Annotated in this window: 13 protein-coding genes and 1 riboswitch; of the genes, 5 read left to right on the top strand and 8 right to left on the bottom strand. The window is 40.7% G+C overall.

What is annotated here, in order from left to right:
- From ABEG20_RS17670 to thiS, 4 genes are all read right to left on the bottom strand, one after another.
- Entirely contained in the window at positions 1-645 is a 645-nt protein-coding gene (locus tag ABEG20_RS17670; RefSeq protein WP_406824572.1) for a thiamine phosphate synthase, read from the bottom strand.
- The gene (locus ABEG20_RS17665) at positions 642-1,256 is read right to left on the bottom strand and encodes a thiamine phosphate synthase (RefSeq protein ID WP_406824571.1); all 615 of its coding nucleotides are present in this window, start codon (positions 1,254-1,256) and stop codon (positions 642-644) included. The genes ABEG20_RS17670 and ABEG20_RS17665 overlap by 4 nt, the downstream gene beginning before the upstream one ends.
- Before the next feature lie 9 nt (positions 1,257-1,265).
- Positions 1,266-3,149, bottom strand: coding sequence for a phosphomethylpyrimidine synthase ThiC (gene thiC, locus ABEG20_RS17660; protein WP_406824570.1), 1,884 nt, complete (start codon positions 3,147-3,149; stop codon positions 1,266-1,268).
- 110 nt (positions 3,150-3,259) lie between these two features.
- Positions 3,260-3,463 (bottom strand): sulfur carrier protein ThiS, encoded by a 204-nt coding sequence (gene thiS, locus ABEG20_RS17655; RefSeq protein ID WP_406824569.1) that lies wholly within the window; start codon positions 3,461-3,463, stop codon positions 3,260-3,262.
- A gap of 64 nt (positions 3,464-3,527) precedes the next feature.
- Positions 3,528-3,616, bottom strand: a riboswitch (TPP riboswitch).
- A gap of 317 nt (positions 3,617-3,933) precedes the next feature.
- Here thiS and ABEG20_RS17650 point away from each other — a divergent pair.
- Positions 3,934-5,232 (top strand): leucine-rich repeat-containing protein kinase family protein, encoded by a 1,299-nt coding sequence (locus ABEG20_RS17650; protein WP_406824568.1) that lies wholly within the window; start codon positions 3,934-3,936, stop codon positions 5,230-5,232.
- Positions 5,233-5,385: 153 nt separating this feature from the next.
- Here ABEG20_RS17650 and ABEG20_RS17645 read toward each other — a convergent pair whose 3' ends face one another.
- Positions 5,386-6,048: a DUF1349 domain-containing protein gene (locus ABEG20_RS17645; protein ID WP_406824567.1), complete on the bottom strand. Its 663-nt coding sequence runs from the start codon at positions 6,046-6,048 to the stop codon at positions 5,386-5,388.
- A gap of 168 nt (positions 6,049-6,216) precedes the next feature.
- Between ABEG20_RS17645 and ABEG20_RS17640 the strand changes: the two genes are divergently transcribed.
- Positions 6,217-6,783, top strand: a complete 567-nt coding sequence (locus ABEG20_RS17640; RefSeq protein ID WP_406824566.1) for a Crp/Fnr family transcriptional regulator — start codon at positions 6,217-6,219, stop codon at positions 6,781-6,783.
- 116 nt (positions 6,784-6,899) lie between these two features.
- Here ABEG20_RS17640 and ABEG20_RS17635 read toward each other — a convergent pair whose 3' ends face one another.
- The 3 genes from ABEG20_RS17635 to pepT form a co-directional block, all read right to left on the bottom strand.
- Positions 6,900-7,172, bottom strand: a complete 273-nt coding sequence (locus ABEG20_RS17635) for a VOC family protein (protein ID WP_406824565.1) — start codon at positions 7,170-7,172, stop codon at positions 6,900-6,902.
- A 339-nt stretch (positions 7,173-7,511) separates the two neighbouring features.
- A complete protein-coding gene (locus ABEG20_RS17630; RefSeq protein ID WP_406824564.1) occupies positions 7,512-8,378 on the bottom strand; it encodes an aldose 1-epimerase family protein in 867 nt (288 codons plus the stop codon).
- Between the two features lie 104 nt (positions 8,379-8,482).
- Entirely contained in the window at positions 8,483-9,736 is a 1,254-nt protein-coding gene (gene pepT / locus ABEG20_RS17625) for a peptidase T (RefSeq protein ID WP_406824563.1), read from the bottom strand.
- Between the two features lie 149 nt (positions 9,737-9,885).
- Here pepT and ABEG20_RS17620 point away from each other — a divergent pair, with 149 nt between their 5' ends.
- From ABEG20_RS17620 to ABEG20_RS17610, 3 genes are read left to right on the top strand one after another with little or no spacing between them, the layout of a single operon-like run.
- The gene (locus ABEG20_RS17620; RefSeq protein WP_406824562.1) at positions 9,886-10,527 is read left to right on the top strand and encodes a hypothetical protein; all 642 of its coding nucleotides are present in this window, start codon (positions 9,886-9,888) and stop codon (positions 10,525-10,527) included.
- Between the two features lie 30 nt (positions 10,528-10,557).
- Positions 10,558-12,297: a M14 family metallopeptidase gene (locus ABEG20_RS17615; RefSeq protein WP_406824561.1), complete on the top strand. Its 1,740-nt coding sequence runs from the start codon at positions 10,558-10,560 to the stop codon at positions 12,295-12,297.
- A gap of 6 nt (positions 12,298-12,303) precedes the next feature.
- A complete protein-coding gene (locus tag ABEG20_RS17610; protein WP_406824560.1) occupies positions 12,304-12,918 on the top strand; it encodes a rhomboid family intramembrane serine protease in 615 nt (204 codons plus the stop codon).
- The last annotated feature ends 202 nt before the right edge of the window (positions 12,919-13,120 follow it).

Here is a 13,120-nt window from a genome sequence, read left to right as displayed (position 1 = left end):
TCATGGTTTTAAAGCGGATGCATGATGAATTTTATTGTTGATTTCTGCTAACACAGTCGAAGTTTGGATTTGGTTAGTCAATGCTGCCGAGATGGCAATTCCATAAATTCCGGTTTCCAGTATAGCCGGAATATCAGCCGCTTCAATACCGCCAATGGCAATAATGGGTGTGTTGATTCCGGCTTTTCTTACTTTTTCCATCAACTTCCGGTAACCGTCTAAGCCAACAATCGGGCTTAGGTTTTCCTTGGTTCTGGTAAATCTGAAAGGGCCAAGGCCAATGTAATCTGCTCCTTCGGCTACCCTTTGCAGGATATGTTCGAAAGTATTTGCAGTACCTCCAATGATCTGGTGTTTGCCGATAATTTTTCTGGCTTCCGGAATGGGCATATCCTGCAGACCTAAATGTACGCCATAACTGTTTACGGCTTTTGCCAGGTGCGGATAATCATTTATAATCAGTTTGGCGCCATAACTTTCGCATAACGCTTGTGCTGCCTGTGCAAAAGGCAGGATCTCGGTTTCGGCCTGGTGTTTAATGCGGAGCTGAATCCATTTTCCACCGGCCTGGAGTACCTGCTCAATGGCATCGATATGAGTGCCTTTTTTAGGGGTTTGCGAGATATATTGTAATGGCTGAATCATTGTTGTATTGTTAAATTTTGAGCATAAGCAAGGCATTTGGCCCGAGCTTTTTTAAAGATGATTAGGGCCTGAGAAGGGTCGTTCCAGATGCTGCCCAACAGTGCAACGCCATCGAAATTCATTGCGCTAACCTGGTCGATTTCGGCTAAGCCGATGCCGCCAAGTGCGATGATTTTAGGGATGGCTTGTTGTTTCTCCAAACGGAAGCCTGGCGGAATTACGCCTTGATGTCCAGGTTTGGAAAGGCTATTGAATACAGGCGCAAAGAAACTGTATTGATATTGCCCGATCTGTTCCCGGTCAGCCAGGTGATGGATAGAAGTGCTGAAGATCTTGTTTTCCGGCCATTCCCCATTATTCCTTTCTTTCCTGAAACTTTCGGTATGGTGGATCCGATGGATATTGTAGTCGTTAACAAGCGAATGGAAATGATGCAAAGCGATCCGCGGATGATATTCAGAAGAAATCCCTCCAATGATTTTCCGGTAACCGGCCTCGGCAACATTTTCTTTACGCAGGTGAAAAACCTGTAAACCGGCTTCGAAAAGCTGGTTAATCAGGCTGCTTTCTTCTTTAAAAACGGTCGGTTTAGAGATTACAATCAGTTCCATAATAATAGGTTAGGAATAAATTTCGCTTCCTTTTTCGGTAAACTCTTTCGATTTTTCCTGCATGCCCTTCGCTAAAGCTTCTTCTGTTGCTACACCTTGTTTTGCAGCATATTCCCGTACATCCTGGGTAATTTTCATTGAGCAGAAATTTGGTCCGCACATGGAGCAGAAATGGGCAATCTTGGCCCCTTCTGCGGGCAGGGTTTCATCATGGAATTCTTTTGCCGTATCCGGATCGAGCGAGAGATTAAACTGATCTTCCCACCTGAATTCGAACCTTGCCTTGCTTAAAGCATTGTCGCGGTATTGTGCTCCGGGGTGCCCTTTGGCCAGATCGGCTGCATGTGCAGCAATTTTGTAGGTAATTACACCGTCTTTCACATCTTTTTTATTTGGCAGGCCTAAATGTTCTTTAGGGGTAACGTAACAGAGCATAGCTGTTCCGAACCATCCAATCATAGCTGCACCAATAGCCGAAGTGATGTGGTCGTAACCTGGCGCAATATCGGTGGTTAACGGACCTAAGGTATAAAATGGAGCTTCGGCGCAATGTTCCAGCTGTTTTTCCATATTGGCTTTAATCAGGTGCATGGGCACATGGCCGGGGCCTTCAATGATGGTTTGTACATCATGTTTCCACGCAATTTTGGTCAGTTCGCCAAGGGTTTCAAGCTCCGAAAATTGTGCGGCATCGTTCGCATCGGCAATACAGCCTGGCCTTAAGCCATCACCTAGAGAGAAAGCCACATCGTAAGCCTTCATAATCTCGCAGATCTCTTCAAAATGAGTATAAAGGAAGTTTTCCTTGTGATGCGCCAAACACCATTTGGCCATAATTGATCCGCCACGCGAAACAATTCCGGTAATTCTTTTGGCTGTGAGCGGCACATATCGAAGCAGCACACCTGCATGGATGGTAAAATAATCTACACCCTGCTCAGCCTGTTCAATTAAGGTATCGCGGAAAATTTCCCAGGTGAGGTCTTCTGCTTTTCCGTTTACCTTTTCAAGGGCCTGATAAATGGGTACCGTACCAATGGGCACTGGCGAATTGCGGATAATCCATTCGCGGGTTTCGTGGATGTTTTTTCCTGTAGAAAGGTCCATAATCGTGTCGGCACCCCAACGGCAGGCCCAAACTGCTTTTTCCACTTCTTCTTCAATGGTAGAGGTAACTGCAGAATTGCCGATATTGGCATTGATCTTCACCAGGAAATTGCGGCCGATAATCATCGGTTCGAGTTCAGGGTGGTTGATGTTGCATGGAATTACCGCACGTCCGGCAGCCACTTCATCCCGCACAAATTCTGGCGTAATGTATCCTCGTGGGGTATTGGCACCAAAACTATTGCCCTGATGCTGGTGATTCATTACCTCGTGCTGCTCGCCCAATTGTGCATTCAGCAGTTCGATCTGTTGGTTTTCCCTAATGGCAATGTATTCCATTTCGGCGGTGATGATTCCTTTTTTGGCATAATGCATTTGCGATACATTGGCGCCAGGCTGGGCTTTATAAGGTTTAGTGGTATAATTAAAACGTAAAGCATCAAGTTTATCATCTGCAAGGCGTTGTTGTCCATAAGCAGAAGATAGTTGAGCGAGCTGCGTAACATCCTTCCTGTCTTTAATCCATTGTTCCCTTAATCTTGGAAGCCCTTTTCGTACATCAATAACGGCATCTGGATCGGTATAAGGGCCACTGGTATCGTATACGGTTACCGGTGGATTCGGTTCGGTTAAACCAAAGCCATTATGAATTTTGGTTTCCGTTAAGCTGATTTCGCGCATGGCCACCCGGATATCGTGGATTTTTCCCGGCACGAATATTTTGCGTGAAGCCGGAAACGGACTGCGGCTGATGACTTCCTGGTTTGGTGTTTTTTCTGTTTTCATTTTGAAATGTTTGAAGGAGAGAATGAGTAAAGGAGAAATGAAGGAATGAGTGATTGGATTTTTGAATGTAAGTATCCCCATTCCATCATTCAAAAATTCAATCCTTCTATTTACCCCCCTTGGGTGGCTTTAATGAGTATAATCTGATCGCCGGGATTTAGCACATGGGTGTTCCAGACTGATTTGGAAATGATGGTTTGGTTAACCGCTATGGCCAGGCCATTGGTCTCTGTCGACATGACAGCAGCCAACATCTGTTCGATAGAGCAGGCCTCGTTAAGTTGGTAGTTTTGATTGTTTATAGTTACTTCCATATTTAAAATATTGGAAAAACTATAGAGATTGCCCCGGAATGGAGATCGAAAAGACAGCAATATGTATATTGCTTTCACTTTTCCCTTCGGCAGTACTAACTGCATCAGGTTCAAAGGGTATTTCTCAGCACGTAGGCACCCCTAAAGTTTTTTGTAAATATATGTGATTAAATTTTTAATGCAGGTAAAAAATGAAATAGATAAAATCTATATCTTAAAGTAAACAACATAGTTTATAACTGTATTATAATTTTTGGTATTATGAACCTGGTGATGAGCCCGGAGGTGCTCCGGTGCAAATCTTTGAGATAAACTTAAATGAACGATAAAGATCCTTCTTGATACTCATGATGATAATCTGGGGATGGAAAGCTTAATTTTTGCTTAATAATTTCGTGCCTTCTGCTTCTGCCGGAAACTCCAAACCAAATCTCTTATCTTCGTCTCCGATTATTAAACCCCGTACACTTATGCAAAGCCTGTTAACATTACAAAGCGGAAAACTGAAAGGAGCAGTATCGTTAAAACTTTCTGAAAACCTGACTGAATTTCCAAAGGAAATATTCGGGCTGGCCGATACCCTGGAAGTGCTGGATTTATCATTTAATAAATTAAGTTCATTGCCTGCAGATTTTGGCCTTTTAAAGAAACTGAAGATTTTTTTCTGCTCTGATAACCTATTTACTGTTTTGCCTGAGCAATTGGCCGACTGCCCTTTGCTTGATATTGCGGGATTTAAATCCAACCAGATAACATCGTTGCCTGCTAAATCGTTAAATCCTAATCTCCGCTGGTTAATCTTAACCAATAATAACATTGCCGAATTACCCAAAGAAATCGGCCTATGTACGCGGATGCAAAAGCTGATGTTATCGGGTAACCGTTTATCGGCACTGCCTGAAGAATTAAGCAATTGCCAGAATTTGAGTTTATTGCGGATAGCGGCCAATAAACTCTACGAATTACCGCATTGGATTACACAACTGCCAAAATTATCCTGGATTGCATTTTCGGGCAATAATTTTAGCAAGATACCAGCTGTTGAAAGACTTTCTTTGATCAGTTGGCATGATTTGGAAATCAGCCATTTATTGGGTGAGGGTGCTTCAGGCATGATTTCGAAGGCAAATAGAACCATTGGCGATGAAACCCAGGAGGTAGCAGTTAAAATATTTAAGGGTAATGTAACGAGTGACGGCTTACCGGAAGATGAAATGACCGCCTACATTGCTGCAGGTTACCACCCCGGTTTGGTTAACCTGATTGGACAGATTGCGCACCACCCTGATGAAAAAAAAGGACTGGTGATGGATTTGATCCCGCATCATTTTTATAATCTAGGTCTTCCGCCGAGTTTAGAAAGTTGTACAAGGGATGTTTTTCCTCCAGACAGAACACTTTCCGAAAAACAAATTATAGGCATCGCTAAAACCATTGCTTCCTTAGCAGCCCAACTCCATGAGGCTGGCATTATGCATGGCGATTTATATGCACACAATACTTTGATTGATGAAGATGGGCACACCTTATTCGGCGATTTTGGTGCAGCAAGTTTTTACGATAAAACCGCTAAAACGGCTGCTGCGCTGGAGCGGATTGAAGTAAGTGCTTATGGTTACCTGCTGGATGATTTACTTGCTTTAAAAGATGAAAAGGTGAGAGCAGAAGTTTATAAGATGATTAGTGAATTAAGAGATGCCTGTTTAACTACAGCACCTTTGGACAGGCCTGGTTTTCAGGATTTGGTTAATCAGTTGGTTAAGATTTAATTACAATGGCTAGACAGGTCGTTATCCGATGGCTCGGATCAAGTTGGGAATGACGGATCTTCGCGTCCTATCAGCTTTCTAAAATCACCTGCCATCTGTGTTGATTTATATAATAAATTCAACTTCATCATGACGATCACTTTATGAAAAATATTAATCCTGCTGCTTTTTTGCCCAATCCAACCTGCGCTGATCGGGCATGGTTGTAACCTTGAAATTTTCAAAGGTGGCGTTAAAACCTTTACCATCCGGACAGGCGGCTACCAAACCCACCATCACTGGCGCATTATCTTTAAAATAACAGGTACGGAGCATGGTATATTTTTTATCATCCAGGGAATAGAAAATTTCAACTGCATCCAGTTTCCGAATCGCTTTCATCCATATTGATGCCGGTGCTTTTTCCAGTTCTACCACGCTCCAATCGCTGGTTTTATGCGTGACAACGGCACTTACATTTTGTTTTCCATTCACAAATTCTACTCCGGCTTTAATCCACTCTTCTTCGTTAATGCGGAGCATCAATCCCATCTGATCAAAAGTAGTGACATAATTTCCGTTAATTTTTACCTTCACCTCAAACTCGCCACCGTAAGTAGCATAGTAAAAAGGGGCATCATCAACGGTAAAACCATAATGTGATATTCGCCAATAATCGGTTTTGGCAGGCACAAACATGCTAAAAGTATTTTTATCCTTAATCTCCCATTTTTCAGGTTCATTAAACCAGCTCATTTTGGATAAACTCTGGGCATAGGTTTTTAAGCTCAATAAAGACGATAGTACCGCAATGATAGCAAGTGATTTAAGTTTCATTTGTGTGTTTTGTATGTTGTGTGCTGCAAACATAATGCAGGGAAAATTTTTAGTAAAGGACATACATCACTATTTTAATGTGATGATTATCACGCCAATATTTGGTCAAAGCAAATCCATCAGGTTTAAAAATCTTGAATAAACTGTACATTTGTCTGCATCAGAAACATGGAATTAGACTTTTTAAGGGCGCACATCCACCAGATCATTTGTTTAACAGATGAAGAATTTGAGCATGCTGCATCTTTTTTTACCAGGCGGAAATACAAAAAACACCAGTATATTATCCAGGCAGGTGATACGGCCAGTCAGGAACATTTTGTATTAAAGGGCATTGTAAAATCTTCTTATACCGACCATGAGGGAAAAGAATATATTTTACAGCTGGCCATGGAAGAATGGTGGTTTTCTGACCCAAATGCTTTTAATACCGGAACACCTGCTACTTTAAATGTAGATTGTATAGAAGATACCGAAACACTTTCTATCTCTTTTGAAAATAAGGAAAAGCTCTGTGCCTCCTCCCGCAAAATGGAGTATTTTTTCAGGAAAAAGTATACCACCGGCAACATGGCTTTGCAAAAACGTGTATTGGCTTTACTCAGCAACAATGCCGGAGAGCGTTACAAGCAATGGCGGAACCAATACCCAACTTTACAGAAAAGAATTCCCAAAACACTTATTGCATCCTATCTTGGGGTAAGCAGAGAAACTTTAAGCAGGTTATCGCTTTAAATTTAATGTTCTTTTTAGCCCCACTTTTTTACCACGAAGATCACAGAAAAAAGGCGCGGAGTACAGACAGTGAGGCGTTTATCAGGAGATTACATTTTTAAAAAAGAACATTGAATCTACTTATAACTTCCAAAATTAATCATCCATTGGATGCCAAATTTATCCTTAAAACTTCCAAAATAATCGCCCCAAAACATATCTTCCATAGGCATTTCGATGGTGCCGCCTTCAGAGAGGCCAATAAATAACCGATCGGCATCTTCTCGGCTATCGGCGTTGATGTTGATGTACATGTTATTACCTTCCTGAAGTACATGCCCGGAAGAAGGTACGCAATCAGAGGCCATTAAAATAGTGTGCTCGTTAATGGGTAAAGCCACATGCATCACACGGTTTTTTTCATCTACGGTTAATTTATCGGATTAGGGCATATCACCCATTTTTCCAAAGAAGATAAATTCTCCACCGAAAACTGATTTATAAAAATTAAAAGCTTCTTCGGCCTTGCCATCGAAGTTTAAGTACGGGTGCATGGTTGCCATAGTCTATTTTTTGTTAAGACTAAGATACAGTAGCCTAAAAAAAGAAAGCGGGTGCAGACAGGACAAATCTGAGGCCGTTTTAGACATTCTAAATTTATTAGATATAATCAGGCTTTATGGTTATCTGCACAAAGCATCTCGTCCTATTTGAAAGAATTGTCCTTCTTTTTTATGCCCTTAACCAGTTTAAAAGCACTCTACTTCCCAAAACCGCGACCAGTTTTTACCTGCATCAAGTTTTATTATCCCTTCTTTACTTGATAGCTCCTGGTTGTGGTTAACGCCATCCGCAACGCCACACCAGGGTTCTAAACACACTAACGGCGCATCGGTTGCCGCCCATATGCCAAAAAAAGGAAAGTCTTCAAAATGGAAATGCAGGCCATAATCATTTTTAGTGTTCATTAAACTGATGCAGTTGCTTTGCAGGTTTTTAAAAACCAGCGCATCGTTATAAAACAGATCGTGTGTAAGTTTAAGCTGATGTGCATTAAGCTCAATATTTTTGGTTTCGTCGGCTACCAGACCATCTTCAAGTTTCCAGAAAGTCAATTTTTCGTCAGCATTAAAGGCCAGGTAATAATCTTCGTAAACGGTATCTGGCGTGTTGGGTACTGCAAATGCCGGGTGCGCACCAATAGAGAATAGAAGCTCGCTGGTACCAGTGTTTGTTACCTCGTAAGTTAAATTCAACTTTCTATCTATTAATCGATACCTCAGTTTCAGTTCAAAATAGAAAGGATATACTTTTAAAGTATCTTCGCTTTGGGTTAACGTAAAAACACCCTCGCTTTCACTAATTTTTTCGAAATTAAAAACATGATCGCGGGCGAAACCATGACGGGGTAGCTCGTAGTTTTTACCCTGATAAATAAAACTGTTGTTTTTTAATGAGCCAACAATGGGAAATAATACCGGGCTATGTTTTGCCCAATATTTTGGGTTGGCATTCCATAAATATTCAAGCTTGTTTTCTTTATTAAATAAACCTTGAAGTTCTGCGCCTTTAGCCGTCAGGCTAACTTTTATATAATCGTTTTCGAGAGTTATCATTGCAAGTTAAAATTAGCAAAATTTGTGTTTTGAAGAGATCTTTTTTAAATAAGGGGAAATCATTAGACTGAATTAGCTCAAGACTTGAGACTTGTGACTTCAGACTAACCACGCTCTTCCCAGATACAAGCAATATTTATGATGGTTTGCACGGCTTTTTCCATATCCTGTACGCTTACCCATTCTTGTTTGCTATGAAAGGCATGTTCTCCGGCAAAAATATTGGGACATGGTAAACCCATATAAGAAAGTCGTGAGCCATCGGTTCCTCCACGGATACTTTGTTGTTTAGGGACTACACCAGCTCTTTCAATCGCCTCAATACCGTATTGTACAATCCTGGGATGCTGATCTAAAACCTGTTTCATGTTGCGGTATTGTGCTTTAATACTAAGCTTATAGGTAGATTTTGGGTAGTTAGCCATTACCTTTTTTACGGTTTCTTCCAAAAATTGACCGTGTGCAGCTAATTTTTCGTCGGTAAAATCCCTGATGATCAACTGTGCTTCTGCTTCTTCTACCTGTCCGTTTATACTCACCGGGTGGATAAAGCCTTCTTTTTGGTGTGTAGTCTCTGGTGTAAGGGTATCTTTTGGCAGTGAATCTAAAATTTCGGCTAGTATTTTGATCGCACTTTCCATTTTTCCTTTTGCAAAGCCCGGATGTGTACTAACACCCTGAATTTTAAGGGTAGCCCCATCCGCAGAAAAAGTTTCATCTTCAATAGATCCGAGTGTTTCTCCGTCAATGGTATAACCAAAATCGGCTCCTAATTTCTTTAAATCAGCTTTGTCTACACCCCTGCCTATTTCTTCATCTGGCGTAAAAAGAAGTTTTATGGTTCCATGTTTTACCCCTGGATTTTTCATTAAAAAGGCCGCCGCTTCCATAATTTCAGCTAATCCTGCTTTATTATCGGCCCCCAATAAAGTGGTGCCGCTTGCGGTAATGATATCGTTGCCAATCTGATGTATTAGGTCTTTGTGCTCGGAAAGTTTGATTACAATATGGTGGTCGTCTGGCAGAATCAAGTCTTGTCCTTGATAATTATCATGAATAATCGGTTTAACATTTTCACCGCTACAATCAGGCGAAGTATCCATGTGCGAACAGAAGAAAATAACCGGTAACTGCTTGTTTGTATTTGATGGGATGGTACCATACACATAGCCATTATCGTCCATTTCGGCATCAGAAATGCCAATGTCTAACAATTCCTGAACCAATACTTGACCTAAATTTTTTTGTTTCGGGGTGGATGGACAGGTAGGAGAATTTGGATCAGACTGGGTATCAATTTTAGCATATTTTATAAATCGCTGCTCAAGCGATTTGTTAAAGTTAGTGTATGTGCTCATAATTCAAAGGTAAAAGTTATAGATATTCGATAAACATATTATTTTTGTAAAAAAACGATATGATTTTTAATTTGCTGAAAGCTACTTATCTAACTCTTCTGCTTGTTTTTATAGGAAGTTTTTCTTTTGCTCAATCTAATTATTTTAAAATGTCTTACGGCTTTGGTGGAGGGGTAAACAAGTCTTACACCGACGTATATCAGGGAAGTTTTGGGTATACCGCCTATGGCGTATTCGATTTTCATATTACCCCATTTGTAACCTTTGGTTTAGAGGGGCAGTATGGTATGGTTCAAGGTGGAAATATAGAAACGGATCCGCACAACCGTCAATTTGTAAATCAATATACAGCGCTTAGTGCCAATGCAAAATTAATGCTAGGCGAAGTGGTAAACTATGATAAAAGTGAATTTTTATATAACATCAGAGGTTTATATGCAGGCCTGGGTATAGGTGTAATCAAAAATAACATTACCGATATCGTCAGGTATAAACCAAGCTGGGCCGCTAACGATCCGGGTTATGGTCCTTTTCCGGGCGAAGATAAAAGTTTGAACCTGTTGGTGCCCTTAAACTTCGGGTTTAACTATTTCATTAATGATGGCTATGGTTATATGCGGTATATCATCAATATCAATGCACAATCTAACTTTACTTTTGGCGAAGGGCTGGATGGCTATAATGATGCGAGTAACAAATTTAAAAACTACTCACCAGATGTTTACAATACCTACACCATAGGTTTTAAGTATATGCTGGGTAAGATTAAATCTTATCGTAAAACACTTTAATAACACCATTTCATTGCTTAGCTTTAGGGTATGAGAAAACTCTTTGTGTTGTGTTTGCTATCCTTGAGGCTAAAAGCTATTGCACAAAAAACACCTTTCGAATTAAGCGGAAAAAAAGAAACCACAACATATACTGAAGCTATACCTTATTACGAAAATCTGGCCAAAACCTACCCCGAAGCCAAATTATTAACCTACGGGCATACCGATTTTGGAAAACCTTTACACTTATTGGTTTTATCACGTGACCGGGTTTTTGATCCGGCACAGATCAGGAAACAAAATAAAAGAATTTTTTTGATCAATAATGGCATTCACCCGGGCGAACCTGAAGGTATAGACGCGTCGATGATGCTGGCCCGCGACCTGCTTAAAGCAGGTAAACTGCCAAAAGACGTAGTGATCTGCATCATTCCGCTTTACAATATAGACGGCAGTTTTAACCGTAGCGGAACATCAAGGGCTAACCAGAATGGGCCGGTTGCTTACGGTTTTAGAGGGAATAGCAAAAACCTCGATCTGAACCGTGATTTTATTAAAACAGATTCCAAAAATTCGGCAGCATTTCAACTCATTTTTAATACCTGGCAGCCCGAAATATTTGTAGATACCCATACCAGCAATGGTGCCGATTATCAATATGTGATGACACTTATCCCAACGCAAAAAGATAAGCTAAACCCCATACTTGCTGATTATTTAACCAAAACTTTAGTGCCTGACTTATATGCTGGTATGGAAAAGCTGGGTTACCCGATGATTCCCTATGTAAACTCAATAGGCGAAACCCCGGAAACCGGGATAACAGGCTTTATCGAATCGCCGCGGTACTCCACTGGTTACACCACGCTGCACAATACCATCGGTTTTATGCCCGAAACACATATGTTAAAACCGTACGATTTACGTGTGGATGCGACTTACAAACTTTTACAAACCTATATTCAGGTGGTAGAACGGGATGCCAAAATTATTGGAGCGAATAAGCGAAAGGCTGACGAATTTGTGGCTGCACAAAAAGAATTTCCTTTGGCATGGAAACTGAATAAAAACGAAGTTAACGATATCACTTTTAAAGGTTTTGAAGCCGGTCAAAAACCCAGTGCGGTGAGCGGCGAAGATCGTTTATACTATGATCGTACCAAGCCTTACACTAAAACCATTAAAGAATGGAACAAGTATGAACCTGCATTATCTGTTCAAAAGCCCGTGGCCTACATCATTCCGAAAGCCTGGGATCGCGTAGTTACATTGCTTAAACTAAATCAGGTTAAACTCAGAGAGTTGAAAAGCGATCAGAAAATTGCTGTCGACAGTTATTATATCGGCGACTTTAAAACCGGGACCAAGCCATATGAAGGGCATTACCTGCACTCCGGTGTAGCAATCAATACCGTTCCACAGCAGTTGCAATACTATGCCGGAGATTATGTGGTTTATGTAAACCAGCCAAGTAACCGGTATATTGTAGAAACCTTAGAGCCTCAGGCTACAGATTCTTATTTCAACTGGAATTTTTTTGATTCTATTTTGGATATGAAAGAGCACTATTCGGCCTATGTTTTTGAAGATACAGCCGCAGAACTGCTCAAAAATAACCCTGATTTAAAAAATAAACTGGAGGCCAGAAAGTCGGCTGACCCCGAATTTGCGAAGAATGGTGCCGCACAACTTGATTTTGTGTATAAAAATTCTGATTATTACGAAAAAACACACAACAGATATCCGGTTGCACGTTTGGTTACAGACGTAAAACTGGATTTAAAATAAACCCAGATGGAATACTTCAATATTGCCCCCGTTGCCTCCGTAATTTTTGTTTTTACTATCATTACCAGCCTATATGCTTTCTACGATAACTCCATCTATGGAAAATTTATGCTGCATCCTTATAGTGTTTCAAAAGGGCAGAATGTATATACCTTAATTACCAGCGGGCTCGTACACGCTGATTGGATGCACCTGTTTTTTAACATGTTTACCTTTTACGCTTTTGCCTTTGCACTTGAAAGTATGATGGGGAGCTGGCGTTTTGGATTGCTTTACTTTTTGGGTTTGGTGCTGAGCGATCTGCCAACGGTGATCAAACATAAAGATAACTTTAACTACAATAGCCTCGGCGCATCAGGGGCAATCAGCGCAGTGCTTTTTAGTTATATTTTATATAATCCAATGTCTAAAATTTATATCATGTTTATCCCTATCGGAATTCCTGCCGTAGTTTTTGGAATTATATATTTAATTTATTGTGCTTATGCTTCCCGTAATTCAAGAGATCATATCAATCATGATGCACACTTTTTTGGCGCATTAACCGGATTGATATTTACGATCATTTTTGTTCCGGGCATATTGCAAAATTTTATCGCCATTTTAACAGGTGGGAGGTAGTGTTAACATTTAATGTTTAGCCCAAGTCGCTCCCCACGATCGTCATGCTGAATTTATTTTACAAGTAGAAATAATATTTTCAATTGCCTTGTAGCTACTACGTGGTCAGCATCTTTCCAGCAGGTAGACCCTGACCTGTAGCGAAGCGGAAAGCTACGAAGTAAAATGAATTACCTTCGGTGAGCTCGCTAAGGCTCGGTTC

Origin of the sequence: Pedobacter sp. KACC 23697, from assembly GCF_045348445.1 — a bacterium.
Lineage (GTDB): Bacteria > Bacteroidota > Bacteroidia > Sphingobacteriales > Sphingobacteriaceae > Pedobacter.
This window is presented reverse-complemented; position numbering and strand designations above follow the sequence as displayed.

Coding starts and splice junctions, on each gene's coding strand:
- ABEG20_RS17645 (WP_406824567.1), bottom strand. CDS start 6,048: ATGAAACTTAAATCACTTGCTATCATTGCGGTACTATCGTCTTTATTG.
- ABEG20_RS17670 (WP_406824572.1), bottom strand. CDS start 645: ATGATTCAGCCATTACAATATATCTCGCAAACCCCTAAAAAAGGCACT.
- ABEG20_RS17650 (WP_406824568.1), top strand. CDS start 3,934: ATGCAAAGCCTGTTAACATTACAAAGCGGAAAACTGAAAGGAGCAGTA.
- ABEG20_RS17620 (WP_406824562.1), top strand. CDS start 9,886: ATGTCTTACGGCTTTGGTGGAGGGGTAAACAAGTCTTACACCGACGTA.
- pepT (WP_406824563.1), bottom strand. CDS start 9,736: ATGAGCACATACACTAACTTTAACAAATCGCTTGAGCAGCGATTTATA.
- thiS (WP_406824569.1), bottom strand. CDS start 3,463: ATGGAAGTAACTATAAACAATCAAAACTACCAACTTAACGAGGCCTGC.
- ABEG20_RS17610 (WP_406824560.1), top strand. CDS start 12,304: ATGGAATACTTCAATATTGCCCCCGTTGCCTCCGTAATTTTTGTTTTT.
- ABEG20_RS17640 (WP_406824566.1), top strand. CDS start 6,217: ATGGAATTAGACTTTTTAAGGGCGCACATCCACCAGATCATTTGTTTA.
- ABEG20_RS17665 (WP_406824571.1), bottom strand. CDS start 1,256: ATGGAACTGATTGTAATCTCTAAACCGACCGTTTTTAAAGAAGAAAGC.
- ABEG20_RS17630 (WP_406824564.1), bottom strand. CDS start 8,378: ATGATAACTCTCGAAAACGATTATATAAAAGTTAGCCTGACGGCTAAA.
- thiC (WP_406824570.1), bottom strand. CDS start 3,149: ATGAAAACAGAAAAAACACCAAACCAGGAAGTCATCAGCCGCAGTCCG.
- ABEG20_RS17615 (WP_406824561.1), top strand. CDS start 10,558: ATGAGAAAACTCTTTGTGTTGTGTTTGCTATCCTTGAGGCTAAAAGCT.